We start from the raw sequence: 24,684 nt of genomic DNA, 5'->3' as shown, positions 1-24,684 counted from the left end.
TGTCAGGCTCCGGCGGTATCGGAGCTCTCCACCGGCTCCGGCCGGTGCGGCTTGCCGGTCGATGTGCCGGCCCACTCGGCGACCACGCGCTCGAGGTCGATCAAGTTCTGCCGCATCTGGTCGAGCGAGAAGCCGAGCGCGAAGAAGCGCTCGGCGGCATCGCCGGGCAGGCCGCGCGTGAGTCCGTCGCTGCGCACGGCCGCCACGGCTTCCGCATAGGCCTTGACGGCGACGTGAACCGGCCAGATCGCCGGCGGGCCGGAGCCGTTGCGGATAGCCGCGGCAGAACCACGCAGATAGCCCGCGATGGCGTCGCTGACGCGCGTCACCGGTCCCGACAGGCGCGCCTGCAGCTCCGACGGCAGCGGCACCACGCTGGCGCGGCCGATCATGACGACGTCATGGCGCAAGCGCAGAATGGTCCGCAGCAGCGGACCGGTGTCGGCGCCGGACGACAGCCGCGCAGAACGTTCGCGCTCGGCCTCGGCGCCGGTGGCGTTCAGTTCTCCCCAAGCGGTGCCGATGCCGTCCTGGATCCGGTGCAGCGCGTCGTTGTCGCGGCCGCGCGACAGGCCGGCGAGCAGCTCGGTGAAAGCGGCTGCGATCAGTTCGAGCAGGCGTCCGGCGGCGCTACGCATCTGCACATGGGCGCGGGACGGCAGCACCACGAACGACACGGCAAGCCCGGTGAGCGCGCCGACGGCGACCTCGAACACGCGATCGACGGCCGAACCCAGCGGGTCGAGATGACCCATGGTCGGCACCAGCAGCACGATCACCGCGGTGACGGTCGCGGCATTGAGACTCGGATTGAGCGCAGCGATGAAGGCAAGCGGCGTCACCGCCAGAATCAGCATGCCCAGCAGTTGCAGCTCGCCGGAATGCGGAATGAACACGGTGATGGCGCCGCCATAGATCGCGCCGCCGATGGTGCCGAACATGTAGTCGCGCGTCGCCTTCAGCGAGCGCCCGACGCTGCCTTGCGTGACGATCAGCGAGGTCAGCACCGCCCACAGCGGCAGCTTGAGCTGGAGCGCGGTGGCGATGGCAAAGGCGAGCGTCGCCGCCACCGTGCCGCGGACGGCGAGCGACATCTGCGCCTTGCGGGCGCGCACCCGGCCGAACAGCTCCTTCATCGACGGCATCAGTCACTCACCTCGAACGGACCAGCGCGGTCCCGGCATGGCAGCTCTTCGCGGCGCGGAACCGGCTTGAAAGGCGGAATCAGTCTGCCTACGGTCGCCGCAACGATGTGAGGAAACACGATGGCCCAGGAAACCGCAACGCTCGCCGCCTATGTCGCAGAGCTGAAATATGACGATATCCCGCCCGAGGTGCTCGACCGCGCCAAGGTGCTGACGCTGGATTTTCTGGGCAGCGCGATCCGCGCCCGGCGCGAGGCGGAATCGACACCGTCCGTAGTCAACATGCTGGCGGCTCTGAAGCTCGATGCGGCGGGCGAAGCCACCGTGTTCGGCGATGGCAGAACCTGGACGCCCGCGGTGGCGGCGCTGCTCAACGGCACGATGGGGCATTCGCTCGACTTCGACGACACCCACGCCGATTCCTCGCTGCATCCGAGTGCGCCGGTGGTCCCGGCGGCTTTCGCCGTCGGCGAGATGGTCGGTGCGTCCGGCCGCGAGGTGCTGACCGCGATTGTCGCCGGCTACGAGGTGTGCTGCCGGCTCGGCAACGCACTCGATCCGACCTCGCATTATGCCCGAGGCTTCCATCCGACCGCGACCGCCGGCACCTATGGCGCCGCGGCCGCTGCGGGCAAACTGTTCGGATTGTCCGAGCAGCAGCTGATCTACGCGTTCGGCGTCTCCGGCAGCCAGGCCGCGGGATCGCTGCAGTTTCTCGTCAACGGCGCCTGGAACAAGCGCTATCAGGTCGGCGCCTCCGCGATGAACGGCGTCATTGCCGCGACGCTCGCCAAGAACGACTTCGTCGGTGCGATCGAATCCGTCGAAGGCAAGCACGGCCTGCTGGTCGGCTACACCGACACGCCGCATCATGAGAAGGCGGTCGCGGGTCTCGGCACGACCTACGAGACGATGAAGATCGGTGTGAAGCCCTATCCGAGCTGCCGCTACACCCACGCCGCGATCGACGCCATCATCGCGCTGCGCCGCGAGCACAATCTCACTCCCGACCAGATCAAGCGCGTCGAGATCGGCCTGCATCGCAACGGCATCACCTTGACGGGCGACGCGAGCACCAAGCGGCATCCGACCTCGATCGTCGGCGGCCAGTTCTCGATGTTCTTCACCGGCGCGCTGGCGCTCGACCAGGGCCGCTTCGGCTGGGACGACTACACGAGGCTCGGCGACAACGCGATCAATACGCTCGCCGACAAGTTCGACGTCGTGCAGGACGACAAATTGGAAGGCCGCAGCCATCCGTTCGGCGCGCGCGTCACCATCACAACCGAGGACGGCGTGCACGAACGCCTGCATGACGATCCCTCGGGCGAGCCGACCTCGTTCCCCTCGGCGCAGGCGATGAGCGACAAATTCATCACCCTCGCCCGTCCGGTGCTGAGCAGCCGTGCGCAAACCTTCGCCGATGCGATCTTGTCGCTGGAGCGGTTCGAGCGTGTCGAGCAGGCCACCGCTTTGGGGAGAACGTAGCGCATGCGTCATTCCCCTCGCGTCGCCGCGATCACCTCGCTCACCAGCTGCGCCACGCCGTCGGCCTCCGGCGGCCAGTTCACGGTGCGGCCGAAGCGCGCGATGACCAGGCGCTCGGAGGGGATGACGATGACATATTGACCGATCGTGCCCTTGGCGAAGAACGCATCGCGCGGCCAGCCATGGGAGATGCGGTAGTTGGCGCCAAAGCTGTCGCCGCGATTGGTCCAGAAGCCGGCGCCGAGGCCGACGAAGGCACCGGGTGTGGGAGTGGCGACATAGTCGACCCAGCCTGCGGGCAGGATACGACGGCCGCCGAGGACGCCGTCGTCGAGATAGAGCTGGCCAAGCCGCGCCCAGTCGCGCGCCGGGGCCAGCATCTGGCTCGAACCCTCCGGCGTGCCGGCGGCATCGAATTCGATGGTGACGTTGCGCATGCCGAGCGGATCGAACAGCTCGCGGTGCGCGAAGCGAAGGACATCCGAAGCACTGCCGCCGGCGGCGTCGCGGATGAGATGAGAGAGGATGACGGTGTTGCCATCGTGATAGTTGCTGGTGGTGCCCGGTGCGGTTTCGAGTGGAATGGATTCGGCGTAGGCGGCCCGATCGGGCTCGACGAATTTCATCCGGTTGACCGGCTCCAGCGCCGACAGCAACGAAGCCTGCAACGAGCTGCCGAGCGCGAGCCCGGCGGTGTGGCGGAGGAGATGATCGACGGTGATGGCCCGGCGCGGGTCGCCCTCTCGCTGCCAAGCCGCGACCGGCGCCGGCGCGTCCAGCGCGAGCTTGCCCTGGCGGATGAGAATGCCGATCAGGGTCGCGGTCATCGACTTGGTCGCGGAGAACCCGAGCAAGGGCGTCTCGATCGTGTAGCCCGGCGCATACCGTTCGGCGATCAGCTTGCCGTCCTTGAGCACGACGACCGCGTGCGTCCGCCGGAACGGCGGCGCCTCCGGCTCGGCAAAGGCATGGTCGAGCGCTGCGGCGAGGGCAGGCGTGGCCGGCGGCACGACATGCGGCGGAGCGATTTCCGGCAGGAGAGCCGGCTGCGGCTGCGACGGCCGGATGGTCGGCCAATCCCCACCCTCGCCATGATCCATGTGGCAGCCGAGACCGTCGCGAAACACCGCGCGGCTGCGGCCGAGCCCGAGCAGGGTCACGGTGACGTTCTTGGCCGGGCGATCGACGCGGACATCCATCGCCCAGGTCAGCAGGCCCGCACCGGGCATGGCGGACCGGGTCTCGGACAGGACACGGTCCGGGTCGAGGCCGGAGACGAATGTCTCCGAGCACAGAACGCTGGCGATGAAGCCCGTCGCGACTTTCGGCACGTCCCGGGCGCGAGCCGCTCCGAGGGCGGCAACAGTAAGAGCGGTCACGGCGGTGGCAGTGAGCAGCAGGCGGCGGCGGGTCATGGAGAGCTCCGGCAGAGGGACCTGCCGGACCACACCGCGACGGGAGCTTGGAGGCTCGCCGATTTCGAAAGATGCACTTGCCGGAATTGGCGAAGGTCTCGCCGATTTCGGAAATCCTCTGTGATTTCAATGCTGAAATCATCACGCCGGCGCCAGCCGCAGGCGCCGGAACTCGGTCGGCGTCACGCCCGTCGCGGCCTTGAAGGCGCGGTTGAAGGGGCCCAGCGACTGGAAGCCCGCGTCCAGCGCGATGGTGATGACGGGCACCTCGGCCTGGGCGGGATCGGCGAGCGCGGCCTTGGCCTCCTCGATGCGGTGGTTGTTCAGGAAGGTATTGAAGTTGCGGTAGCCGAGCTCGCCATTGATCAGCCGCCGCAGGCGGTATTCGGGAATGGAAAGCCGGCTCGCCAGCATGCCGATGGTGACGTTCTCCTGGCGGTAGATCCGCTCGTCCGCCATCAGCCGCATCAGCGCCTCGACCAGCTTGCGGTTGGCGGCTGGCTCGGCCGCCGCGACGGGCGCCGGTACGCTGACCGCGGCGCGCGGCGCCTCCGCGGCGAAGACGTCGGCGGCGCCCACCTTCAGCAGCATCAGCGTGACGGTGCCGACGACGGCCAAGAACATCGCCGCATTGACGACGTTGGCGAACTCCGACGGACCAGTGCCGGCCGCGAACATCTGCAGCAGCGCGTTGACGCCGCCGTAACCAAGCGCCGCAATGACGACGAAGGCGCGGACACGACGGCGGCCCTCGACCAGATCGGCCGACCAGGAGCGGATCGTCTGTCCAAGCGTCAGGCCGACGAAGCCGAGCGCCAGCAGGTTGTTCGCGACGATCGCGAGCCGCGCATGTCCGCCTGGCCCGAGCACGAGACAGCTCATCAGACTGAAGCCGACCACCGCAAGCCAGATCAGGCCGTGCAGCCCACGCGGTGCGAAACCGTCGTCGAACAGCGCGCGGCAGAACAGCCAGAGCACCACGACATCGGCTGTCGCCATCGCAATCAGCGGCGCGAACGCCGGCGACGGCGTGGCGGTGGCGCCGATGTTGAACGTCATGGCATGCGCGGCCGAGCCGAGCGCCAGCGCGATCGCGAGCCGGCCGACCGACCGCTTGCCCAGATCGCGCCACAGCGTCACCGCCAGCACGGCGAGCAGCGCGATGGCAGCGGCGCGGAGCGCGAGATCGACGTGTTCGAGCGGCATCATCACAAGTCCATTGTCGGCGGTGGAACTCTAGGCCGGAGCGCTGCGGCGTTCAAATCGCACGGACATCGCGACCTCATGCCCTGCCCTCGCCTGCGCGAAACTGCTAAGCTCCAACGTCCACATCTCAGGAGCGCCCCATGAGCTGGCAGCCATCGATCGACCCCGAATTCGGCGATCCCACCTCCTGCGATGCGCTGGAGCATGTCATCGTGCCGCGCACCCGCGATCTCGGCGACGGCTTTGCCGTGCGCCGCGCGCTGCCGCATGGCCGGCGGCAGATGGTCGGCCCGTTCATCTTCTTCGATCATTTCGGCCCGGTGCAATTCGTCTCCGGCAAGGGCATGGACGTGCGGCCGCATCCGCATATCGGGCTTGCCACCGTCACCTATCTGTTCGACGGCGCGATCATGCATCGCGACAGCGAGGGCAACGTGCAGGAGATCCAGCCCGGCGCGATGAACCTGATGACCGCCGGCCGCGGCATCGCGCATTCCGAGCGCACGCCGGACGTCCAGCGGCAGAACGGCCAGCAGATGCTGGGCCTGCAGAGCTGGATCGCGCTGCCGGTTGAATCCGAGGAGATCGCGCCGAGCTTCCAGCACTACGCGGCCGGCGCGCTGCCGACCGTCAGCGACACCGGCTTCTCCGCGCGGATCATCGCCGGCAAGGCGTTCGGCAAAGCCTCGCCGGTGACGATGGTCTCGCCCTGGTTCTATGTCGAGGTCAGGGCGCAGGCCGGCACGGTGGTGCCGCTCGATCCCGATCACGAGGAACGGGCGATCTACATCGTCGATGGCGAAATCGAGATCGCGCGCGAGCGCCACGAGGGGCCGCGGCTCCTGATCTTCCGCCCGGGCGACGCGATCAGCGTGCGCACGGTGAAGCCGACCCGGATGATGTTCCTCGGCGGCGACGCGCTGGAGGGGCCGCGCCACGTCTGGTGGAATTTCGTCTCCTCCAGCAAGGAGCGCATCGAGCAGGCCAAGCAGGACTGGAAAACCGGCCGCTTCGCCGCCGTTCCGCAGGAGCACGAGTTCATTCCGCTGCCGGAATAGGCTATGGGGAACCATGCTCCCTTTCGAAGGCCCTGAACGATGACCACGCTTCTCGCCAGCAATCTGCCGCTTCCGAAGATCGGCCGCGGCAAGGTCCGCGACATCTATGCCGTCGGCGACGACCGCGTGCTGCTGCTGACCACCGACCGTATCTCCGCCTTCGACGTCGTGATGAACGAGACCATCCCGATGAAGGGCGCGGTGCTGACGCAGATCTCCGCCTATTGGTTCAACGCGCTCGAAGGCGTCGTGCATCACCACATGATCTCGGCCGACACCGATACGATCATCGCCGAGGTGCCGGCGCTCGCACCGCATCGCGAGGAGATCCTCGGCCGCGCAATGCTGTGCAAGCGCACCACCGTGTTTCCGATCGAATGCGTGATCCGCGGCTATCTCTCGGGCTCCGCCTGGAAGGAATATGCGGCCAGCGGCACGCTGGCCGGCGAGCAGCTGCCGGCGGGCCTGGTCGAAAGCCAGAAGCTGGAGCCCGCGATCTTCAGCCCGGCGACCAAGGCCGAGACCGGTCATGACGAGAACATCACCATCGCCCGGATGCGCGAGGTGGTCGGCGACGACACGGCGTACACGCTCGAGAGCATGACGCGCGCGGTCTATACGCTCGGCGAAACGCTGGCGCGCGAGCAGGGCATCATCATCGCCGACACCAAGTTCGAGTTCGGCCGCGACAAGGATGGCAACATCATCCTGATCGACGAGGTGATGACGCCGGACAGCTCGCGGTTCTGGGCGGTCGATGCCTATCAGCCGGGGAAGCCGCAGCCGAGCTTCGACAAGCAGCCGCTGCGCGACTATCTCGATTCCGAGCGCAAGGCCGGCCGCTGGAACGGCGACGCCCCACCGCCGCCGCTGCCGCAGAGCGTGGTGGACGCGACGAGCCAGCGTTATCTCGAGGCGTTCCGGCGGGTCACGGGAAGTGAGCTGACGATCTGAAGGGGCGGAGCTGTCGCATCCGACGATTGGAGTGGTGCGCTCGTCCGTCTCCACATCGTCATGGCCGGGCTTGTCCCGGCCATCTACGTCGTTCAGCACGCTGAGAACCGCGTGGATGCCCGGGACAAGCCCGGGCATGACGGAGTCACTAACTGCCGGAATTGTTGGTCGCGAAAACCTGGTATTAGCCCTGCCGCAAGCGGGGCAAGGTGAGCACCGACCGGCCGCATCTGGCGTCTTCCCACTCCAAATACTTCGAACGAAGATCATCCTCGACGCGCCGCATCGACCTCGCGGCTTGTTATGCCCGAGTTCTGCTGAATCGATCTCGCCCCGAAATCGCGAGGGCGCAGGGAAGGCCGGGAGCTGGCTGCTCCCATGGCCCGCGTGCGAAAAAAAAATGCACGCGGCGGTCACCACAGGTTCAGCCGAGACATCCCGGCCCTCCCTGCGCGATGGGTTTAACGTCTGCTCCGTGCTCTCCCCGGGGACCGGCTTGTTTGCCCCCGTCATCAGCGCGACACGTCATGTCACGCCGGCTTAGCGCCAGCTTCGGGGCGCCAGGACCACACGGCTTGAACGTCCGCGAGCAGTCAATCGTCCAGCGCATCAGCACCTGACAGACCCGCGGCCACCGCTCCCCGCCTCTACGTATCGTGACGACGCGTACGCCCCTCAGCATGAGGACGGGATGCGTGGAGTAGAGCACGTTTTCTGAAAAATAGCAACCGAATTCTTTTTTGGCCTGTCTCACCTTTTCGTGGCCGTCGGGTGGGCAAAGGCGCGCCCATCTGCCGCGATCGGCGGGCCCTGTCGATCGCGCCGTGCCCACCATCGGGAGCCGAGCAAGCGTCGCGGTGGGCACGGCGCGAGAGGCATGGCGCCCGAGCCGAAACAATGCGAGCGCGCCTTTGCCCGCCCTACGGCCTACAGGCTGAGTGACGCAGGACATCAAGCCAATCCACCGTCAATCGGCGCCCGCAAACTGCCGCTCGACATGAAACGATTTGGCCGTCACCAGCCACTCGCCGTCGATCAAGTGGAGGCAAAGATAGTCGACATACAGGGTTTGATCGACCCTGACCCTCACCTTCGCAAGCGCTTGTGACGGGGCTGCAAGGTCGATCAGCAGCACCTCCTGCTGGCGCGGCGCCGCCTTCGCCTCGGGCGATGGCGTTGTCTCCAACACGCGGCGATACGCGGCCGCGGTCAGGACGCGCAGCTCCTGGCCGCGAAAGCCGTGCAGCTGGGCGGTCGGTGCAAACACGCGATCGAAGCGGCTCACATCGGAATCGAACATCAGGTCGAAATAGCGATCGATGGCAGCGAGGACGTCTTGGTGCAAAGCAGTATCTTTCATCTCCAGATCACCGGGTCGTTGACATCAGATGATCTTGGCGCGGAATGCGGGGGCATGTCCTTGCGAACCATGCTAGCTTTCGATCCCTCCGCGCAACGAACGGTCCTTTCAGCATCCGAATGGGACGAGACATGCCAAAAACCACGCTCGATGCCATCGACCAACGCATCATCGGTGAGCTGCAAGCAGATGCACGGTTGAGCAATGTCGAACTTGCGGATCGCGTCGGACTCTCGCCTTCTCCCTGCCTTCGGCGCGTGAAGCGGCTGGAGCGCGAGGGCATCATTCAGGGCTATCGCGCGGTCCTCAACCGCGACAGCGTCGGGCTCGGCTTTTCCGCGTATCTCGCCGTCAAGATCGAGGGGCACGCCAACGTGCATGCGCTGGACTTTGAGGACACCGTTTGCGCAATGCCCGAAGTTCTCGCCTGTCATCTGGTGTCCGGAGACTCCGACTACCTGCTCGAAGTGGTGACGGCCGATCTGGAGCACTACCGTCGCTTCCTGGTCGAACGATTGCTGAACCTGCCGATCGTCCGGGAGGTCAAAAGCAACATCGCCATTCAGACCCGCAAGGCGACGGCCCCGTTGCCGCTGGGGCCGCGACTGTAAGGACGAGCGCAGGCGACCGGTGAAACCAATGATTTCAGGGCGTCGCCCGCACAAGGACGCGGCAGCTTCGTCATGGGCCTGAGCACGAACACCCCCATCATCCTGTTGCCCGGCATGGACGGAACGGGAGAGTTGCTGAGCCTCTTGCCGCACGTCTATCGGCGCATGGTCTCACGCATATCGTCGCATACCCTGCCGATCTTTGCCTCGACTACGACCAGCTCACGGCCTTTGTCATCGAACGTTTGCCCCGCACGCCCTTCGTCATCCTAGGCGAGTCGTTTTCAGGCCCGAGCGCCATCGAGATCGCAGCGACACAGCCGCACGTCGCAGGGCTTATTCTCGCATCGAGCTTTGCGCATCATCCGCTGCCGACATGGCTGGCGTTGTTCACGTCGCTGCTCGATCTCAGCTGGATTCCGACGCGAATGATTTCCATGGTTTTGATCGGGTCTGCGGCACCATCGGACTTGAAGCTGCGCTTGAGCGACGTCCTGAGCGCAGTACCGCGAGACATCATCAGGGCACGGGCCAACGATGTACTCCGAGTGGATCGGCGCAGCCGCCTCAGCCAGACAAGATGTCCGATGCTTTGCCTGCATGGTAGCCGGGACTGGATGGTTCACCCCAGATACGTCGCCGAGTTCCTTGCGCTCCGACCCGACTGCCAGCTGAAATGGCTGGACGCGCCACATATGCTGCTGGCGACCCACGTGAATGCGGCGGCGGCTATCGACGAGTTCTGTAGCCAATTGGAGTGAAGCGACGGCATTTTGCGAGTCCTGCACGAGAGGAGCTGCCAATGCAGACCCGCCGTCAATCGACATTGTGAGACCAGAACAGACTAATCACTTCGTGACAGGTGTCTGGCGAGGAATTCACTCAACGCATCGATCCTTGCCGGCCGCACGTGCGCGGCCGGCGTGATGAAGTACAAGCCGCCGCCCGGGAGCTTCCATTCCGGCAGCAGGATCTCCAGCCGGCCCCCGGCCACGTGGGGATCGGCGACGAAGCATGGCAACTCCGCGATACCGATGCCGTCCAACAGGGCCGGCAGCAGCGCATCGACGTTGGTCACCGACAGCGGTCCGGTCGGTGTCACCGCGGCCTCGCGGCCGTCGCTGTGCGTGAGGTGCCATGTCGCTGTCCGTGCGCGATAGGCGTAGCCGAGGCAATGATGGACATTCAGCTCGGCGGGCGATTGCGGCCGGCCGTAGCGGGCGATGTAGCTGGGTGACGCCACGAGGAACCGGCCCATCGGCCGCAGGCGCCTGGCGATCAAGGATGAGTCGGGGAGTGCCGCGATCCGCAACGCGGCATCGAAGCCGCCGCCGATCAGGTCGACCGTGGCGTCGCTGAGATGCAGGTTGAGCGTGATCTCGGGGAATTCGCGCACGAAGGCGGGAAGCAGCGGGCTGACCTCGCGCAGACCGAACGACATCGGCACGGCGAGATTGATGGTGCCGCGCGGCCGGCTCGACAATTCGCGCGCAGCGCTTTCCGCTTCCTCGGCCTCCCGCAGCATGCGCGCGCCGCGCTCGGCAAGCGTCCGGCCGAAATCGGTGAGCGCCACCTTGCGCGAGGTGCGATTGAATACCCGGGCGCCGAGCCGGTCCTCCAGGCGGGTGATCGCCCGAGAGACGGTTGCCACCGAGAGGTTGAGCGCGCGGGCGGCGCCGGCGAACGAGCGCTCCTCGGCGACCCTCGCCAGCAGCGCGAGACCCTCGAAATCGGGTAAGCGAGTAGACAACATCGACTTTCCTGCAATGATAGCTTTCAAATGTTTCTATATCGGAATGCTGAAGCCCCCGCCATCTTCTGTTGGTCATCACGACAGGAGAAACCACCATGTCCCAGAAGCTCAACGGAAAGATCGCGGTCGTCACCGGTGGCACCAGCGGCATCGGCCTCGCGACCGCCAAGCGGTTCGCCGCCGAAGGCGCCCAGGTCGTCATCACGGGACGGCGCAAGCCGGAGCTCGAGGCCGCCGTGGCCGCCATCGGCAGGAGCGCGACCGGCGTCCAGGCGGATGCGGCGAAGCTCGCGGACCTCGATACCCTGTTCCAGAAGGTGAAGCAGGATTTCGGCCGCATCGACGTGCTGTTCGTCAACGCCGGCGGCGGCTCGATGCTGCCGCTCGGCCAGATCACCGAGCAGCAATATGACGACACCTTCGACCGCAACGTGAAGGGCGTCCTGTTCACCGTACAGAAGGCGCTGCCGCTATTGCGCGACGGCGCATCGGTGATCCTGACCGGCTCGACCGCGGGCACCGAGGGCACGGCCGCGTTCAGCGTCTACGGCGCCTCGAAGGCCGCGGTCCGCGCTTTCGCGCGCAACTGGATCCTCGACCTCAAGGACCGAAACATCCGCGTCAACACGCTGAGCCCGGGCGCCACCAAGACACCTGGTCTCGTCGAACTCGCCGGCCCCGACGCAGCACAGCAGCAGGGGCTGCTTGATTATCTCGCTTCGCGCATTCCGCTCGGACGGGTCGGCGACCCCGACGAGATCGCCAAGGCGGCGGTGTTCCTTGCGTCGGATGATTCCAGTTTCGTCAACGGCGCCGAGCTGTTCGTCGATGGCGGACAGGCGCAGGTGTGAGGCCGCATCCTGCGGATTCCTCCTAAGTGAAAGACAAGCCAATGACTGAGAATGAACGCATCATCCGCAAGCTCTACGAGGTCGCGGAGGTCCAGGATTCGCGCGGCTTCACGGCCATGTTCACCGACGACGGCTACTTCTGGGACGTGTCCGCCGGCAAGCGCTACGAGGGCACGGACGTCGGCAAGACCGTCGACATTTATGCCGAAGCATTTCCCGACATGCATCGGGCGCTCGATCGCATCTATGTCGAAGGCGAGGTCGTCGTGGTCGAGCTGTCGCTCAACGGCACGCACAAGGGCCCGCTAGCGCTGCCGCTCGGCACGATCCCGGCGACCGGTCGCGAGATCCACGCGCCGTGCTGTGATGTCTTTCACCTTGAAAACGGCAGGGTGAAATCGTTTCACTGCTATACGGCCGCCACCATCATGATGGGTCAGCTCGGCCTGCTCGGCAATCTCGCCAACCCGGCGAGCCACTGAACCACATCGATCACGACAGCACCGCGTGCGGCCTCACCGCGCGCGGGAACGCCAGGCAATCACAGGAACGAGTCATGTCGAATCCATCAGACGAGTACGACCATCTTCTCCGGTCGAACCTCAATCGCGTCTTCAACGAGCGCGATCCGGCAAAGCGCGCGGAGGCGATCGCCGAGCTGTTCGTTGAGACGCCCATCATGTTCGAACCGACCAACATCGTCAGCGGTCGGGCCGAGATTTCCCGCGTCGCCGGAGATCTGCTCCAGCAGTTCGGACCTGATTTCGTCTTCGTGCCCGTCGCCGCCGCAGTGGGTCACCATGGAATGGCGCATCTGCCTTGGCAGGCAGGCCCGAAAGACGGACCGGTGGCAGTGACCGGCGCTGACGTGGCGGAGATCGTCGATGGCCGGATCGCACGGCTTTGGGTGCTATTGAACCCGGCGGCTTAGACGACTCCGGTAGGCCTCGCCCTTCGAGACGCCCGCCTGCGGCGGGCTCCTCGGGGTGAGGAGCGCCGGAGGCGCGTCTCGAACCATGAGGCCCCAGCTACTCCTCGAACCCCACGAACACCGTCGCGTCCTTCACCGACTTGCGCTCCGACACCACGGCATTGGCTGGGAAGTCGTGGTCCGGCCAGCCGAGCGCGATGCTCTTCATGATGACCTGGTCGTCGGCGATGCCGGCGTGCTCGCGCACGACGGGCGACTGCATGATGCCCTGGCTGTTGATGACGGCGCCGAGGCCGCGCGACCAGGCGGCATTGACGAGCGCCGTGGTCACGGCACCGCAATCGAACGGCGTGTCGTCGCTGCCGTGGAGTACGCGGTCGTAGGTCACGATGATGCAGACCGGCGCGTCGAACTGACGGAAGCCGCGCAGCACCCAGTCCTGGCGTTTGTCCTTGTCGTCACGCGCGATGCCCATGGCGGAGAACAATTGCTTGGCGACGCCGATCTGGCGCTCACGATGCTGGCCGTCGAAGGGCTGGCCGATACGAAACTCGCGCGACTGCGGCACGCCGGCGAGCATGCGCTCGGTGTTGCCGGCGCGAATGCGATCGAGCGGCTCGCCGGTGATGACGTAGAAATTCCACGGCTGGGTGTTCATCGAGGACGGCGCGCGCATCGCCAGCGTGAGGATCTCCTCGATGAGCGCCCTGGGCACGGGATCGGGCTTGTAGCCGCGGATGCTGCGGCGGCCGAGGATGACGTCATCGAAGTTCATGCGCGTGGTATTCCTGCCCTGACATTGTTTTGTTCGCGATTGTCGCGGCTTTTAAGCTCCGGCGCAAGATTGCAAGGCGATACCAGGCGTCGATGCGCCGGCTATGCGCTCGCCTGGAGCTAGCGCGTCAGCATCGACAGGACCGTGCGCGCCAGATCGGACGGATTGTCCACCAGACGGTCAGCGCCCGCGGTTTCCAGCTCATCGCGGCCGCCATAGCCCCAGAGCACGCCGAGGCTGCGCATGCCGACCGCGTGCGCGCCGGCGACATCGTGGCGCCGGTCGCCGACCATCACGCCATGCTGGGCTGCGATATTCCGCTCCATGAGAATATGCGCGAGCAGCTCGGGCTTGTGGTCGAGCTCGCCTGACGGCACCGAGCCGTGAATGGCTTGGAAATACGACGCCAGATCGAGATGCTCCAAGATGCGGCGCGCGAACAGCTCGCGCTTCGATGTCGCCAGATAGATCCGCAAGCCGGCGCGATGCATCTCGTGGAGCTCATCGCGGATGCCGGGATAGAGCGCGCAGTCGAACAGGCCGACGTCACCATAGTGCTGCCGATAGGCCAGGACCGCTTCGTCGACACGGTCGTCGCCATGGGCCCGCAGCAGCACATGCATCATGTCCTGCAAGGGCGGTCCGATGAATCCAGTAAAGTCGAGGGTCTCGTCAGGCGCATGACCGAGCGACCGCAACGCCGCCAGCGCGCTCGCGGCAATGCTGGGGCGGGAGTCGATCAGGGTGCCGTCGAGGTCGAGCAGGACCGAATGAAGCTGGGACATGACCGAGCATAGGCGCGGCCGCTTGCGACGTAAACGCTGCTCGCGCATGATCCGGAAAAGTGGAAACCGGTTTTCCGAAAAGATCATGCTCAAACAAAGAGATAAGATCATGATGCGTTTCCGCCGAAACGCATCATGATCTAGAGCATGCAAGGCGATTCTGTCTCAGGTGCTGCCGAACACCCATTCGAGCGCGGCGTTCTGCGCATGCAGCAGAAACGCCTTGGCCTGCGCCACGCGACAGGCGCGATGCCGCATGGCGTCCTCAGAGACCTCCTGCCCCCGCGTCACCGGCGGACATGGGAGGAACTCCAGATCCGGCCGGAGGCCGTCCAGGAGCGCGGCCGTGATCTGATAGTCCTGCAAGACGCCGGCTTCTTCGTCTCTCGGCCAGCAATCCGTGATGATCACGTCGGCATCCTGCAAGGCGTTGAGATCGGTCGTGACGTGAAAGCGCGGTGACTCTCCCGGCGCATGCCACCGCGCCGGATAGACCTGGACGACGTCGATCGGGAGCACCTGCGCGGCCTCGATCCAGGAGCCCAGGATGTTCGCGGCCGGCGCCACCACGGCGATCTTCAATCCCTCGATCGCGCCGCGGCGATGCCACAGGAAGGCGAGGTCGCCAAGCGTCTCGCAGGGATGATTCTGCCGCGTGCGCGCGTTGACGACCGGCGCCTGCGCCCAGTGGGACAAGGCATAGAGCATCTCGAGCTCGGGCGTCCGGCAGACCACCGCATCGAACCAGTTGTCGAGATAGGCGGCGAGATCCTCGACCGCCTCCGTGGCGTTGAGACGGATCGGCGCGTGCACGCAGACGCCGCCCATGGCTTGAACACCGAGATCGAAGGCGGTGGTGTTGCGCCAGCCGCCATCGTCGACCACGAGCGCGATGCGCCGGCCCGCCAGCACTTGCGGCATCGCACGCGCCTGCCAGCAGGAGCCAAGCTCCTGCGCGCGCATCAGCATGCCCAGGATGTCAGAGGCATCGAGGTCGCTCAGGGCCAGGATGTCACGATCTCCCGTCATGCACTCTCACCACATCCGGGGAACATCCAAGAATCATGAAAGGATCATCCAAGGATCATCTCAGGATCACGCCGATCGATCTCGAAGTCCGGTTCGTATCCGGCATGCGCCGTTCGCAATTGCCGTGGTTACAGCACCAGCATAACCTTCGCCAAAAATCCAGGGAAGGAACCGCGCGATGGCACAGATCACCACGATCGATACCGGCCTCTATCGCATTCCGCTCAGCGTCACGCTGACCGACAGCACGCATGGCGAGATGACGGCGTTCGAGCTGATCACCTGCCGGGTGCGCGATGCCGACGGCGCCGAGGGCACGGGCTACTCCTACACCGTGGGGCGCAATGGCACTGCCGTGGCCGACATCGCCCGGCGCGAGATCCCCGATCTCGTCGTGGGCCAGGAGGCTGACGACACCGAGGCGATTTGGCACCGGGTGTGGTGGGCCTGCATTATGGCGGGCGCGGCGGACCCGTCGTGCTGGCGCTGTCGGCGCTCGACATCGCGCTGTGGGATCTGAAGGCCCGGCGCGCCGGCTTGCCGCTGTTCAGGCTGCTCGGTGGCTTCGATGCGCGCGTGCCCTGCTATGCCGGCGGCATCGATCTCGACCTCTCAATCGATGCGCTGTTGAAGCAGACCGACGACAACCTTGCCCGCGGCTTTCGCGCCCTCAAGATGAAGGTCGGCCGGCCCGATCTCGGCGCCGACATCGGGCGCGTCAAGGCGATGCGCGGCCATCTCGGCGACGGCTTTCCGCTGATGGCCGACGCCAACATGAAATGGACCGTGGAGGAAGCGATCCGCGCAGCCCGCGCGTTGCAGCCGTTTGATCTGACCTGGCTGGAGGAGCCGACCATTCCCGACGACATCGCCGGTCATCAGCGGATTCTCTCCGCGGGTGGCGTGCCGATCGCGGCCGGCGAGAACCTGCGCTCGCTGTGGGACTTCAAGAACTACATCAGTGCCGGTGCCGTGTCCTATCCCGAGCCCGACGTCACCAATTGCGGCGGCGTCAGCGCCTTCATGAAGATCGCGCGGTTGGCGGAGGCGTTCAACCTGCCGGTCACCAGCCATGGCGCGCACGACATCACCGTGCACCTGCTCGCCGCCTGCCCGAACCGTTCGTTTCTCGAAGCCCACGGCTTCGGCCTCGACCGCTACATCGAACATCCGCTGGTGCTGGAGAACGGCATGGCCGTGGCGCCGACCCGGCCGGGGCACGGCATCACGTTCGACTGGATGGGCTTGGCGGCGCTGGTGCCGTGAGGCGACGCCGAGCATTCGCTGAACTGATCAGGCCTTCGCACTCGGACGGCTCGACACTTCCTCGTACCATCGCCCGAGATGGCGGAGATGATCCGGCGGATCGAGCTTGGCGCGGACGGCGAAATCCACCGTCACCATGGCGCTGATATCGGCGATCGTGAAAGCCTTGCCGCAGACGAACGGGTGGTCCGCCAGCCGCGCGTCGAGCCCCGCGAAGTAGTGCGCCGTGCGCAGGCGGCCGCGCTCGGCAAGCGCCGGGATCTGGTCGAGCGGCAACGGGCCCGGCAGTGCGCGGTGCTCGAGCCCCGGCATGCTGTTTCGGAACGCTTCCTGAATGGCGCAGATGCCGTCCCATTCGATCCGCCGCACCCAGCATTCGATGACGGCCCGCTCCTCCGCGCTGCGTCCCATCAGGGCGGGCTCGGGATGCAGCTCCTCGATGTAGCGGCAGATCGCGATGATGTCGGTGATGGCGGCACCGCTGTCGAGCTGCAGCACGGGAACGGTGCATTGCGGATTCAGCGCGCGAAATTCCGGCCGAAACTGCTCGCCTGCGCGCAGGTCGAGCTGAACGGTGGGAATCGTGACGCCCTTCTCGCTGAGGAAGATGCGCACCCGGCGCGGGCTTGGCGCAGTCGGCGAATCGTAAAGCTTCATCGCGTTCTCTCTGCATGCTGTCTCGGATCGGTGCGCGAAAGCCGCGGGACGGCGCGGCTACGCCATGCCGAAGATGTCGTCCTGGCCCATCCGCACCGCGCGCAAGGCGCGGGTCCGGCGCCATTCCTCCTGCTGCGCCGACACGGCATAGGTGATCAGCAGCGAGCGGCGGCGCGCGCCGCTGCGGTTGCGCGTCGCGCCGTGCAGCAGGTTGACGTCGAACAGCAGGATGTCGCCGGCGTCGCCCGCCGTCACGAAGGGCGCCGCCTGCGCATCATCCGCGTCGCGGTGATGCGTCCCCGGCGCGATCTGCGTCGCGCCATTGTCCGGGCCGAAGCCATCGAGAAAGGCGAGCGCCGAGACCGCGTCGGTGCAGAGCCGGTCGACGCCGTCGCGATGCAGCGGCTGCTGCCCGCCATCGGCGAGCGGCTCGCGGCCCTCGACCTGGCCGAGGAAGAACGGCGCCTTCAGGATATGATGCACGGCGGCGAGCATCACAGGCAGCCGGCAGACGCGCTGCACGGTCGGGTCGAGATCGACCATTGCGTGGCGCCAGTCGCGGCCGCGCGGCACCGGCCATTGCTCTGAAGGAACCGTCCCTGCCTCGAACGCGTCGCGCAGCGGTGGCAGCCAGTCCGCGGGGATCGCGCCACGCAGCAGCAGATAGCCGTCGGCATCGAGCCGGCGCGCCTCGGCTTCGGCGAGTTGGCCGGCGCGTGTGCTCGTCGATGCCGAAATCATGGCCGCATCCACACTCTCAGGTGTCGTTGTTAGGTCGACGCATCTTCAACGAAGGATCGCCTCGCCGCAAGCGGCATCGCGCCCCCTCGAGAACGACGGGCCTGTCACAAATTTCCGCTTGCGCGACGCGCGGGCCCGCCTACGAGTGAGCCATTGATTAGAGGCATATTGACGTGAGCAGAACCCTGACTGCCGGCCGCACCGATCCCATCATGCGGCGCGGGCTCGACGATATTCTCGGCGGCGTGGCCGCCAGCGTGCTGACCATCACCTACGGCCTGTCCTATTCGCTGCTGATCTTCGCCGGGCCGCTCGCGCTTGATCTCGGCCGGGGCATCGGCATCACCTTCATGGTATCAGCCGTGATGGCGCTGGTGCTCGGGCTCGGCAGCTCGCTGCCGTTTGCGATCGGCGCGCCCGACAGCTCGACCGCCGCCGTCACGGCGATCCTGGCGGCATCGCTCGCCGAGCGCATCATCGCCGCCGACCCCGGCGCGTCGCCGTTCATGCCGGTCGTGATCACCCTCGGTCTGACCAGTCTCGTCACCGGCGCCGTGCTGTGGGTTTGCGGCATCAGCCGGGTCGGGCGCATGATCCGCTATGTGCCTTATCCCGTGGTCGGCGGCTTCCTCGGGGCCACCGGCGCGCTGATCGTGATCGGCGCGATCGGCGTGATCACCGGGCATCGGCTGCAGCTCTCGACCTTGCCCGGCTTCGCCAACGCGCAGACCGGTTATGAGTTCGCCGCCGCAGCGGCGATGGCGGTCCTGCTGTATCTGACCTGGCACCGCTCACGGAATCCGTTCGGCCTGCCCGTGGTGCTGGTCAGCGGCACGATCGCGGCCCATCTCGGCTTCTGGCTGTGCGGCATCACGCCGGTCGAGGCGCAGGCGATGGGCTGGACCTTCCAGCCGCCGCCGCAGGTCGCGCTGGTGTGGCCCTGGACGGCCGATGCGCTCGGCAGCTATCCGTGGGCGGCGTTATCAGACCTGTCCGGCAACATCGTCGCGGTGATCTTCGTCACCGCCGCCAGCACACTGTTCAACACGGCGGGGATCGAGGTCGCCACCCATCGCGAGGCCGATGTCGAGCGTGAGCTCGCGGTCACCGGCGTCGCCAATGCGCTCGCCGCCGTGCTCGGCGGCTACACCGGCTGCATTTCCATCAGCCGCACCGCGCTCAACGTCAAGGCCGGCGGCACCGGGCGACTCTCCGGCCTCACCGTGGCCGCCGTCTCGGTGCTGATGCTGGCGCTGTCGCAGCCGCTGCTCGGCTACATGCCGAAATTCGTGCTCGGCGGCCTCCTGCTCTATCTCGGCGCCGACACGCTGCACAAATGGGCCGTGCAGTCGCGACGGCGTCTGTCGAAGACCGACTACGCCTCGCTGCTGCTGATCATCGCGATCATCCTGCAATGGGGCTTCATCGCGGGAATCCTGATCGGCATCGTCATCGGCTGCGCCGCCTTCGCATTGAGCGCGTCTCGCGTCAGCGCGGTCAAATACGGCTTCGACGGCACCGAATATCGCTCCTCGCTCGATCGCTCGCGCGATCATCAGGCGGTGCTGTCCGCGCAGGGGCGCGAGGTGCAGGGACTGAGCCTGCAGAGCTATCTGTTCTTCGGTTCGGCGAACCGGCTGTATCAGCAGGTCAAGCTGCTGCTGGCGCGCCGCGCGGAATGCCGCTTCCTGGTGTTCGACTTCAAGCTCGTGACCGGCATCGATTCGTCGGCCGCCTACAGCTTCGCGCAGATCAAGCGGCTCGCGGTCGAGCGCGACATCAAGCTGGTGCTGGTGCACCTGCCGCGCTCCGTCGAGCGCACGCTGCGCGCCAGCGAGTTCATCAACAAGGATGTGCTGATCGCGCCCGAGCTCGACCATGCTCTGGAATGGTGCGAGAACGCGATCATCGCGCGTCACCACGCGCATGCGGAGGACGAGGCGTCGCTGCGCGACTGGCTCACCCGCATCCTCGGCAGCGAGGTCGAGGCTGGCGAGCTGATGGCGCGCTGCATCAGGCTCGACGTCGGCGCCGGCACCACGGTGGTGCGCGCCGGCGAACCCGCCGCCTCGATGCATTTCATCCTCGACGGCCGCGTCGGGATCATGGTGCCGTCCGAGCACGGCGGCAGCACGCGTGTGCGCAGTCTCGGCCGCTACACGACGATCGGCGAGATGGGCCTGGTGGCACAGACGCCGCGCAGCGCCACGATCCAGGCCGAGACCGACAGCGTGCTCTACGAGCTCACCATGCCGCAGTTCCAGGTGATCACCCGCGAGCATCCGGCGCTGGCGCAGAAGCTGCTCACCTATTTCGTGACGATCATGGCCGAGCGGCTGAGCTTCGCCAGCCGCACCATCGCCGTGCTGCGACGATAGGTCACCGCGCCCCGCCCCTCGGCCCTTCGACGATTAACGCCTTGGTAACCGGGTCGGCGTACCCCTCGAATGACATCGTTTGTCACGATAGGAAACATCAGGAAAGGGAGCGCTCGCGCTCCGGAAGAGCCCATGGCCGTCGTCTCCTCCAGCACGAGCTACATCGCCCCCGCTGCGGAGCGGATGTACCGCCAGAGCAACCTGCTCGGCGAGTGGAAGGGCTCGTGGACGGCCAACGGCCAGGCGGTGAGCTTCAAGGTCGTCAACATCCGCGGCGCGGCCGCGACGGTGGAGTACACCCACAACGGCCGCACCGAGCGCGGCATCGGCCAGGTCAACGGCTCGACGATCGATTTCGGCGCGGTCACGCTCGGCACCAAGAACGGAAAGAACGCGGTTCTGCTGTTCTCGGCCGGCGGCGGCAAGGCCAGCGCGGTGCTCGAGAAGCAGGCGCCGCCCGCCAGCGAGAGCAACCTCGCCGGCAGCTGGGCCGGCTATTCCGGCGAGAACGACATGAGCGCGAGCTTCCGTGTGCTCTCGGTCAACGGCAAGCAGGCGCAGGTCAGCGTGACCAACAACGGCATCACGCGCACGGGCACCGGCCTCGTCTACGACAACGTCATCATGTTCGAGCAGACGCAACTCTCGACCAAGGACGGCAAGAGCGGGACGGTGATCTACCAGATCAACAACAAGTCCTACTCCGTCCCGGTCAACAAGCTGCCCGCGGCCGTTTAAGTCGTCGGCTGGCGGGCCGGGGCTTATACCCCGGCCATCATCACGTATTTGATCTCGAGATATTCCTCGATGCCGTGATGCGAGCCCTCGCGCCCGAGGCCGCTCTCCTTGACGCCGCCGAACGGCGCCACCTCGGTCGTGATCAGGCCGGTGTTGACGCCGACCATGCCGGCCTCCAGCGCTTCCGCGACGCGCCAGACGCGGCCGAGATCGCGGGCGTAGAAGTAGGACGCCAGGCCGAACGGCGAGGCGTTGCACATCGCGATGACGTCGTCCTCGTCCTTGAACCTGATCACCGGAGCAAGCGGACCGAAGGTCTCCTCATGCGCGACCAGCGCATCCGCCTTGACGTCGCGCAGCACGGTTGGCTCGAAGAAGGTGCGGCCCAGCGCATGACGCTTGCCGCCGGTGACGACCTTGGCGCCGCCCTTGACCGCGTCCGCGATGTGGCGCTCGACCTTCTCGACCGCCTCGGCGTTGATCAGCGGCCCCTGGGTCACGCCGGCCTCGGTGCCGTCGCCGATCTTCATCGCTGCGACCTTGGCGGCGAGCTTCTCGACGAAGGCGTCGTAGATCCCGTCCTGCGCGTAGAGGCGGTTGGCGCAGACGCAGGTCTGGCCCATGTTGCGGTATTTCGAGACGATCGCGCCCTCGACCGCGGCATCGACGTCGGCGTCGTCGAACACCACGAACGGCGCGTTGCCGCCGAGCTCGAGGCCGAGCTTCTTCACCGTGCCGGCCGACTGGCGGTACAGGATCTTGCCGACCTCGGTCGAGCCGGTGAAGCCGACGAAGCGGACAGCCGGGTGTTCGCACAATACCTTGCCGATGGGCGGCGCATCGCCGGTGATGATGTTGAGTGCACCCTTCGGGATGCCGGCGCGCTCGGCCAGCACGGCAAGCGCCAGCGCCGACAGGGGGGTCTCGTTGGCCGGCTTCAGCACCACGGTGCAGCCGGCCGCCAGCGCCGGCGAGACCTTGCGGGTGATCATCGAGTTCGGAAAATTCCACGGCGTGATCGCGCCGCAGACGCCGATCGGCTGCTTCAGCGCGAGGAGGCGCGCATCGGGCTTCTGCGTCGGGATGGTCTCGCCGTAGACGCGGCGGGCCTCCTCGGCGAAGAATTCGATATAGGCGGCGCCGATATCGACCTCGCCGAGCGCCTCGGCCAGCGGCTTGCCCTGCTCGGAGGTCAGGATCAGCGCCAGGTCCTCGCGGTTTGCAATGATCAGCTCGAACCATTTGCGCAGGATGTTGGAGCGCTGCTTGGCGGTCTGCTTGGCCCACAGCGGAAAGGCACGCGACGCGGCCTCGACGGCCTGCGTCGTCTCGGCGGCGCCGAGCTGCGCGATCTTGGCGAGCTCCGCGCCTGTCGCGGGATTGTTGACCGGAAACTCCGGCGTGCCGATCCAGGCGCCGTCGATGTAGCACTGTTCGCGCAGCAGCGAGGCGTCCTTCAGGCGCTCGCGCAAAGTCGCGGTGGCAGGCGCAGTGGAGCGGGCGGCGGCGGTCGGTGTCATCGGGGCGTCTCCTCGAAACGGTCGATCTGTCGCGCGCGACTATAGCCGCGGCCCGTCACGGGCGCACCGCGTGTGCGCCTCCCGAACGGTACATTCGACCAATCCATTCGTGCCTTGACGGCACCAAATGCGGCGCCCGCGGTCCGGACCCGATCGGTGCGGCCTCAGGCCGCGCCGCTCATATAGGTCTCGCGACGGCCGATCATCCGTTCGGCGGCAGCCTTGGCGTCGGCCTTGGTCGAGGTCGCGCAGGTCCGGTATTCGAGGTCCGGCAACGCGGCCGGATCGCGGCGCCCGAACCATGACTTCTGCCCCACGGGCAGCAGCGCCAGCGCCTGCGCCACATTGTCGACCGCGCCGAACGAATACAGCGCCCCGGTCGCGGCCACGCGCACTTCGTAGATCCCCGGCGTGATCGGTGCCTCGATATTGTCACCGCGACCCGGGCGGGGATACCGCTTCCACTCGCTCCATTTCGAAATCATATCGCCCCCAAGGCGGACGTTGCCGCCAAAGCCATCTCGCCGGCCAGAAAAAGCCGGTTGTTGAACCCTTTAATGCAAAAATGGTTGCAACTCACAACAGTCCGAGGCCCGTGGTGGGAACATGGCGCCCATGTGACGGGCTCGCGGCTCGATGGAACTAATCATGATTCTCTGAGGAATTTGAAGCGCTGTGGCGTTCTCGCCCCGGCTCTCCCGCCTCATCTTCGTTCGCGCCGCATCATCACGAGATCGCGACCGGCTGCGTCGGCAGGGGTTCTTGCCGCCCGGATCGCGGCGGGGAACAATCCCGTACCGCCGAACAAGAGCGGGACGGAGGAGACCATGCAGAACAAGACCGACATCGATAGCGTGCTGCGGCAGAAGGCGGAAGCGCGGGACATCCCTGGCGTCGTCGCGGTCGCAGCTGATGGCAACGGGGTGATCTATGAGGGCGCCTTCGGGAAGCGCGACCTCGGCCGCGACGATCCGATGACCGCCGACAGCGTGTTCTGGATCGCCTCGATGACCAAGGCGATCACCTGCGCCGCCGGCATGCAACTGGTCGAGCAGGGCATGCTGTCGCTGGATGCGCCGATCGGCACATTGCTGCCGGATCTCGCCGCCCCCCGGGTGCTCGACGGCTTCGACGGCCAGGGCGAACCGATCCTGCGCCCCGCCAAGACCGCGATCACCTTGCGGCACCTGATGACCCACACTGCCGGCTTCTGCTACGACATGTGGAACGGCGACATGGCGGCCTATGTGCAGAAGGCCGGCACGCCCGGGATCATCACCTGCAAGAACGACGCGCTGAAGATGCCGCTGGCCTCCGATCCCGGCACGCGCTGGGAATACGGCATCAACATCGACTTCGTCGGCAAGGCGGTGGAAGCCGCGAGCGGCCAGAAGCTCGACACTTACTTGCGCGACAATCTGTTCGCGCCGCTCGGCATGGACGACACCGGCTTCAAGCTCGGCGCCTCGCAGCGCGCCCGCCTGGTCGGCATGCATGCGCGCGGCGAGGACGGCAGCCTCGCGCCGATCCCGTTCGAGATCGAGCAGGAGCCGGAATTCCACATGGGCGGCGGCGGCCTGTACGGCACGGCCGGCGACTACATCCGCTTCACCCGGATGATCCTCAACAACGGCCGCGGCAATGGCAACCAGGTGCTGAAGCCCGAAACGGTCGCGGCGATGCGCGACAACCACATCGGCGAGCTCGAGATGACGAAGATGGCCGCGGCCGTCCCCGGCGTGACCAACGACGTCGACCTTTATCCGGACATCGTGAAGAAATGGGGCCTCAGCTTCATGATCACGACGGCGCAGACTCCGGAAGGCCGCAGCGCCGGCAGCCTCGCCTGGGCCGGCCTCGCCAACACCTACTACTGGATCGATCCGGCACGCGACGTCACCGGAGTGATCCTGATGCAGCTCCTGCCGTTCGCCGACCGGCTGTGCCTGGAGACGTTCGCGGGCTTCGAGCGCGGGGTCTATGCCGGGCTGGATGCGGCGGGCAAGAAGGCGGCGTGATCCGC

General features: G+C 66.4%; 23 protein-coding genes and 1 pseudogene. 12 read left to right on the top strand and 12 right to left on the bottom strand.

What is annotated here, in order from left to right:
• Positions 1-2 precede the first annotated feature (2 nt).
• Positions 3-1,145: an FUSC family protein gene (locus NLR35_RS17400; protein WP_257167740.1), complete on the bottom strand. Its 1,143-nt coding sequence runs from the start codon at positions 1,143-1,145 to the stop codon at positions 3-5.
• Positions 1,146-1,265: 120 nt separating this feature from the next.
• Here NLR35_RS17400 and NLR35_RS17395 point away from each other — a divergent pair, with 120 nt between their 5' ends.
• Complete coding sequence (locus NLR35_RS17395; protein ID WP_257167739.1) at positions 1,266-2,633, top strand: MmgE/PrpD family protein; 1,368 nt, start codon at positions 1,266-1,268, stop codon at positions 2,631-2,633.
• A gap of 8 nt (positions 2,634-2,641) precedes the next feature.
• Here NLR35_RS17395 and NLR35_RS17390 read toward each other — a convergent pair whose 3' ends face one another.
• Together NLR35_RS17390 and NLR35_RS17385 are read right to left on the bottom strand one after the other, a co-directional pair.
• On the bottom strand, positions 2,642-4,048 hold the full coding sequence (locus NLR35_RS17390) for a serine hydrolase (protein WP_257167738.1): 1,407 nt from the start codon (positions 4,046-4,048) through the stop codon (positions 2,642-2,644).
• A gap of 141 nt (positions 4,049-4,189) precedes the next feature.
• Entirely contained in the window at positions 4,190-5,254 is a 1,065-nt protein-coding gene (locus NLR35_RS17385; RefSeq protein ID WP_257167776.1) for a helix-turn-helix domain-containing protein, read from the bottom strand.
• A gap of 140 nt (positions 5,255-5,394) precedes the next feature.
• On the opposite strand from NLR35_RS17385, the gene NLR35_RS17380 reads away from it, so the two are divergent.
• Entirely contained in the window at positions 5,395-6,312 is a 918-nt protein-coding gene (locus NLR35_RS17380; protein ID WP_257167737.1) for a pirin family protein, read from the top strand.
• A gap of 39 nt (positions 6,313-6,351) precedes the next feature.
• Positions 6,352-7,266 carry a phosphoribosylaminoimidazolesuccinocarboxamide synthase gene (locus NLR35_RS17375; protein WP_257167736.1) on the top strand — a complete coding sequence of 305 codons (915 nt, stop codon included), beginning with the start codon at positions 6,352-6,354 and terminating at the stop codon, positions 7,264-7,266.
• A 967-nt stretch (positions 7,267-8,233) separates the two neighbouring features.
• On the opposite strand, the gene NLR35_RS17370 is transcribed toward NLR35_RS17375, so the two are convergent.
• Positions 8,234-8,626 carry a nuclear transport factor 2 family protein gene (locus NLR35_RS17370; RefSeq protein WP_257167735.1) on the bottom strand — a complete coding sequence of 131 codons (393 nt, stop codon included), beginning with the start codon at positions 8,624-8,626 and terminating at the stop codon, positions 8,234-8,236.
• Positions 8,627-8,757: 131 nt separating this feature from the next.
• On the opposite strand from NLR35_RS17370, the gene NLR35_RS17365 reads away from it, so the two are divergent.
• Positions 8,758-9,237 (top strand): Lrp/AsnC family transcriptional regulator, encoded by a 480-nt coding sequence (locus NLR35_RS17365; protein ID WP_257167734.1) that lies wholly within the window; start codon positions 8,758-8,760, stop codon positions 9,235-9,237.
• 179 nt (positions 9,238-9,416) lie between these two features.
• Positions 9,417-9,998 carry an alpha/beta fold hydrolase gene (locus tag NLR35_RS34330; protein ID WP_374940826.1) on the top strand — a complete coding sequence of 194 codons (582 nt, stop codon included), beginning with the start codon at positions 9,417-9,419 and terminating at the stop codon, positions 9,996-9,998.
• Positions 9,999-10,081: 83 nt separating this feature from the next.
• Here NLR35_RS34330 and NLR35_RS17355 read toward each other — a convergent pair whose 3' ends face one another.
• Positions 10,082-10,990: a LysR family transcriptional regulator gene (locus tag NLR35_RS17355; protein ID WP_257167732.1), complete on the bottom strand. Its 909-nt coding sequence runs from the start codon at positions 10,988-10,990 to the stop codon at positions 10,082-10,084.
• 95 nt (positions 10,991-11,085) lie between these two features.
• On the opposite strand from NLR35_RS17355, the gene NLR35_RS17350 reads away from it, so the two are divergent.
• The 3 genes from NLR35_RS17350 (at position 11,086) to NLR35_RS17340 (ending at position 12,772) form a co-directional block, all read left to right on the top strand.
• Positions 11,086-11,841, top strand: a complete 756-nt coding sequence (locus NLR35_RS17350; RefSeq protein ID WP_257167731.1) for an SDR family NAD(P)-dependent oxidoreductase — start codon at positions 11,086-11,088, stop codon at positions 11,839-11,841.
• 41 nt (positions 11,842-11,882) lie between these two features.
• Positions 11,883-12,323, top strand: a complete 441-nt coding sequence (locus NLR35_RS17345) for a nuclear transport factor 2 family protein (protein WP_257167730.1) — start codon at positions 11,883-11,885, stop codon at positions 12,321-12,323.
• 74 nt (positions 12,324-12,397) lie between these two features.
• On the top strand, positions 12,398-12,772 hold the full coding sequence (locus NLR35_RS17340) for a nuclear transport factor 2 family protein (protein ID WP_257167729.1): 375 nt from the start codon (positions 12,398-12,400) through the stop codon (positions 12,770-12,772).
• Between the two features lie 97 nt (positions 12,773-12,869).
• Here NLR35_RS17340 and NLR35_RS17335 read toward each other — a convergent pair whose 3' ends face one another.
• From NLR35_RS17335 to NLR35_RS17325, 3 genes are all read right to left on the bottom strand, one after another.
• Positions 12,870-13,547: a nitroreductase gene (locus tag NLR35_RS17335; RefSeq protein ID WP_257167728.1), complete on the bottom strand. Its 678-nt coding sequence runs from the start codon at positions 13,545-13,547 to the stop codon at positions 12,870-12,872.
• 119 nt (positions 13,548-13,666) lie between these two features.
• On the bottom strand, positions 13,667-14,332 hold the full coding sequence (locus NLR35_RS17330; protein ID WP_257167775.1) for an HAD hydrolase-like protein: 666 nt from the start codon (positions 14,330-14,332) through the stop codon (positions 13,667-13,669).
• A gap of 165 nt (positions 14,333-14,497) precedes the next feature.
• Positions 14,498-15,361 carry an ornithine carbamoyltransferase gene (locus NLR35_RS17325; protein ID WP_257167727.1) on the bottom strand — a complete coding sequence of 288 codons (864 nt, stop codon included), beginning with the start codon at positions 15,359-15,361 and terminating at the stop codon, positions 14,498-14,500.
• A 178-nt stretch (positions 15,362-15,539) separates the two neighbouring features.
• Between NLR35_RS17325 and NLR35_RS17320 the strand changes: the two are divergent.
• Positions 15,540-16,627 (top strand): annotated as a pseudogene (locus NLR35_RS17320) (mandelate racemase/muconate lactonizing enzyme family protein).
• 27 nt (positions 16,628-16,654) lie between these two features.
• Here NLR35_RS17320 and NLR35_RS17315 read toward each other — a convergent pair.
• Positions 16,655-17,284, bottom strand: a complete 630-nt coding sequence (locus NLR35_RS17315) for a glutathione S-transferase family protein (RefSeq protein WP_257167726.1) — start codon at positions 17,282-17,284, stop codon at positions 16,655-16,657.
• Positions 17,285-17,341: 57 nt separating this feature from the next.
• The gene (locus NLR35_RS17310; protein WP_257167725.1) at positions 17,342-18,025 is read right to left on the bottom strand and encodes a phytanoyl-CoA dioxygenase family protein; all 684 of its coding nucleotides are present in this window, start codon (positions 18,023-18,025) and stop codon (positions 17,342-17,344) included.
• Positions 18,026-18,237: 212 nt separating this feature from the next.
• Between NLR35_RS17310 and NLR35_RS17305 the strand changes: the two genes are divergently transcribed.
• Positions 18,238-20,403: an SLC26A/SulP transporter family protein gene (locus tag NLR35_RS17305; protein ID WP_257167774.1), complete on the top strand. Its 2,166-nt coding sequence runs from the start codon at positions 18,238-18,240 to the stop codon at positions 20,401-20,403.
• Between the two features lie 132 nt (positions 20,404-20,535).
• A complete protein-coding gene (locus NLR35_RS17300) occupies positions 20,536-21,141 on the top strand; it encodes a hypothetical protein (protein WP_257167724.1) in 606 nt (201 codons plus the stop codon).
• A 23-nt stretch (positions 21,142-21,164) separates the two neighbouring features.
• Here NLR35_RS17300 and NLR35_RS17295 read toward each other — a convergent pair whose 3' ends face one another.
• Together NLR35_RS17295 and NLR35_RS17290 are read right to left on the bottom strand one after the other, a co-directional pair.
• A complete protein-coding gene (locus NLR35_RS17295) occupies positions 21,165-22,661 on the bottom strand; it encodes an NAD-dependent succinate-semialdehyde dehydrogenase (RefSeq protein WP_257167722.1) in 1,497 nt (498 codons plus the stop codon).
• A 164-nt stretch (positions 22,662-22,825) separates the two neighbouring features.
• Positions 22,826-23,146 carry a hypothetical protein gene (locus NLR35_RS17290; protein ID WP_006610916.1) on the bottom strand — a complete coding sequence of 107 codons (321 nt, stop codon included), beginning with the start codon at positions 23,144-23,146 and terminating at the stop codon, positions 22,826-22,828.
• Between the two features lie 342 nt (positions 23,147-23,488).
• Between NLR35_RS17290 and NLR35_RS17285 the strand changes: the two genes are divergently transcribed.
• On the top strand, positions 23,489-24,679 hold the full coding sequence (locus NLR35_RS17285; RefSeq protein WP_257167721.1) for a serine hydrolase: 1,191 nt from the start codon (positions 23,489-23,491) through the stop codon (positions 24,677-24,679).
• The last annotated feature ends 5 nt before the right edge of the window (positions 24,680-24,684 follow it).

Origin of the sequence: Bradyrhizobium sp. SRS-191 (assembly GCF_024586915.1) — a bacterium.
GTDB lineage: Bacteria > Pseudomonadota > Alphaproteobacteria > Rhizobiales > Xanthobacteraceae > Bradyrhizobium.
This window is presented reverse-complemented; position numbering and strand designations above follow the sequence as displayed.

Coding starts and splice junctions, on each gene's coding strand:
- NLR35_RS17400 (WP_257167740.1), bottom strand. CDS start 1,145: ATGCCGTCGATGAAGGAGCTGTTCGGCCGGGTGCGCGCCCGCAAGGCG.
- NLR35_RS17395 (WP_257167739.1), top strand. CDS start 1,266: ATGGCCCAGGAAACCGCAACGCTCGCCGCCTATGTCGCAGAGCTGAAA.
- NLR35_RS17390 (WP_257167738.1), bottom strand. CDS start 4,048: ATGACCCGCCGCCGCCTGCTGCTCACTGCCACCGCCGTGACCGCTCTT.
- NLR35_RS17385 (WP_257167776.1), bottom strand. CDS start 5,254: ATGCCGCTCGAACACGTCGATCTCGCGCTCCGCGCCGCTGCCATCGCG.
- NLR35_RS17380 (WP_257167737.1), top strand. CDS start 5,395: ATGAGCTGGCAGCCATCGATCGACCCCGAATTCGGCGATCCCACCTCC.
- NLR35_RS17375 (WP_257167736.1), top strand. CDS start 6,352: ATGACCACGCTTCTCGCCAGCAATCTGCCGCTTCCGAAGATCGGCCGC.
- NLR35_RS17370 (WP_257167735.1), bottom strand. CDS start 8,626: ATGAAAGATACTGCTTTGCACCAAGACGTCCTCGCTGCCATCGATCGC.
- NLR35_RS17365 (WP_257167734.1), top strand. CDS start 8,758: ATGCCAAAAACCACGCTCGATGCCATCGACCAACGCATCATCGGTGAG.
- NLR35_RS17355 (WP_257167732.1), bottom strand. CDS start 10,990: ATGTTGTCTACTCGCTTACCCGATTTCGAGGGTCTCGCGCTGCTGGCG.
- NLR35_RS17350 (WP_257167731.1), top strand. CDS start 11,086: ATGTCCCAGAAGCTCAACGGAAAGATCGCGGTCGTCACCGGTGGCACC.
- NLR35_RS17345 (WP_257167730.1), top strand. CDS start 11,883: ATGACTGAGAATGAACGCATCATCCGCAAGCTCTACGAGGTCGCGGAG.
- NLR35_RS17340 (WP_257167729.1), top strand. CDS start 12,398: ATGTCGAATCCATCAGACGAGTACGACCATCTTCTCCGGTCGAACCTC.
- NLR35_RS17335 (WP_257167728.1), bottom strand. CDS start 13,547: ATGAACTTCGATGACGTCATCCTCGGCCGCCGCAGCATCCGCGGCTAC.
- NLR35_RS17330 (WP_257167775.1), bottom strand. CDS start 14,332: ATGTCCCAGCTTCATTCGGTCCTGCTCGACCTCGACGGCACCCTGATC.
- NLR35_RS17325 (WP_257167727.1), bottom strand. CDS start 15,361: ATGACGGGAGATCGTGACATCCTGGCCCTGAGCGACCTCGATGCCTCT.
- NLR35_RS17315 (WP_257167726.1), bottom strand. CDS start 17,284: ATGAAGCTTTACGATTCGCCGACTGCGCCAAGCCCGCGCCGGGTGCGC.
- NLR35_RS17310 (WP_257167725.1), bottom strand. CDS start 18,025: ATGATTTCGGCATCGACGAGCACACGCGCCGGCCAACTCGCCGAAGCC.
- NLR35_RS17305 (WP_257167774.1), top strand. CDS start 18,238: ATGCGGCGCGGGCTCGACGATATTCTCGGCGGCGTGGCCGCCAGCGTG.
- NLR35_RS17300 (WP_257167724.1), top strand. CDS start 20,536: ATGGCCGTCGTCTCCTCCAGCACGAGCTACATCGCCCCCGCTGCGGAG.
- NLR35_RS17295 (WP_257167722.1), bottom strand. CDS start 22,661: ATGACACCGACCGCCGCCGCCCGCTCCACTGCGCCTGCCACCGCGACT.
- NLR35_RS17290 (WP_006610916.1), bottom strand. CDS start 23,146: ATGATTTCGAAATGGAGCGAGTGGAAGCGGTATCCCCGCCCGGGTCGC.
- NLR35_RS17285 (WP_257167721.1), top strand. CDS start 23,489: ATGCAGAACAAGACCGACATCGATAGCGTGCTGCGGCAGAAGGCGGAA.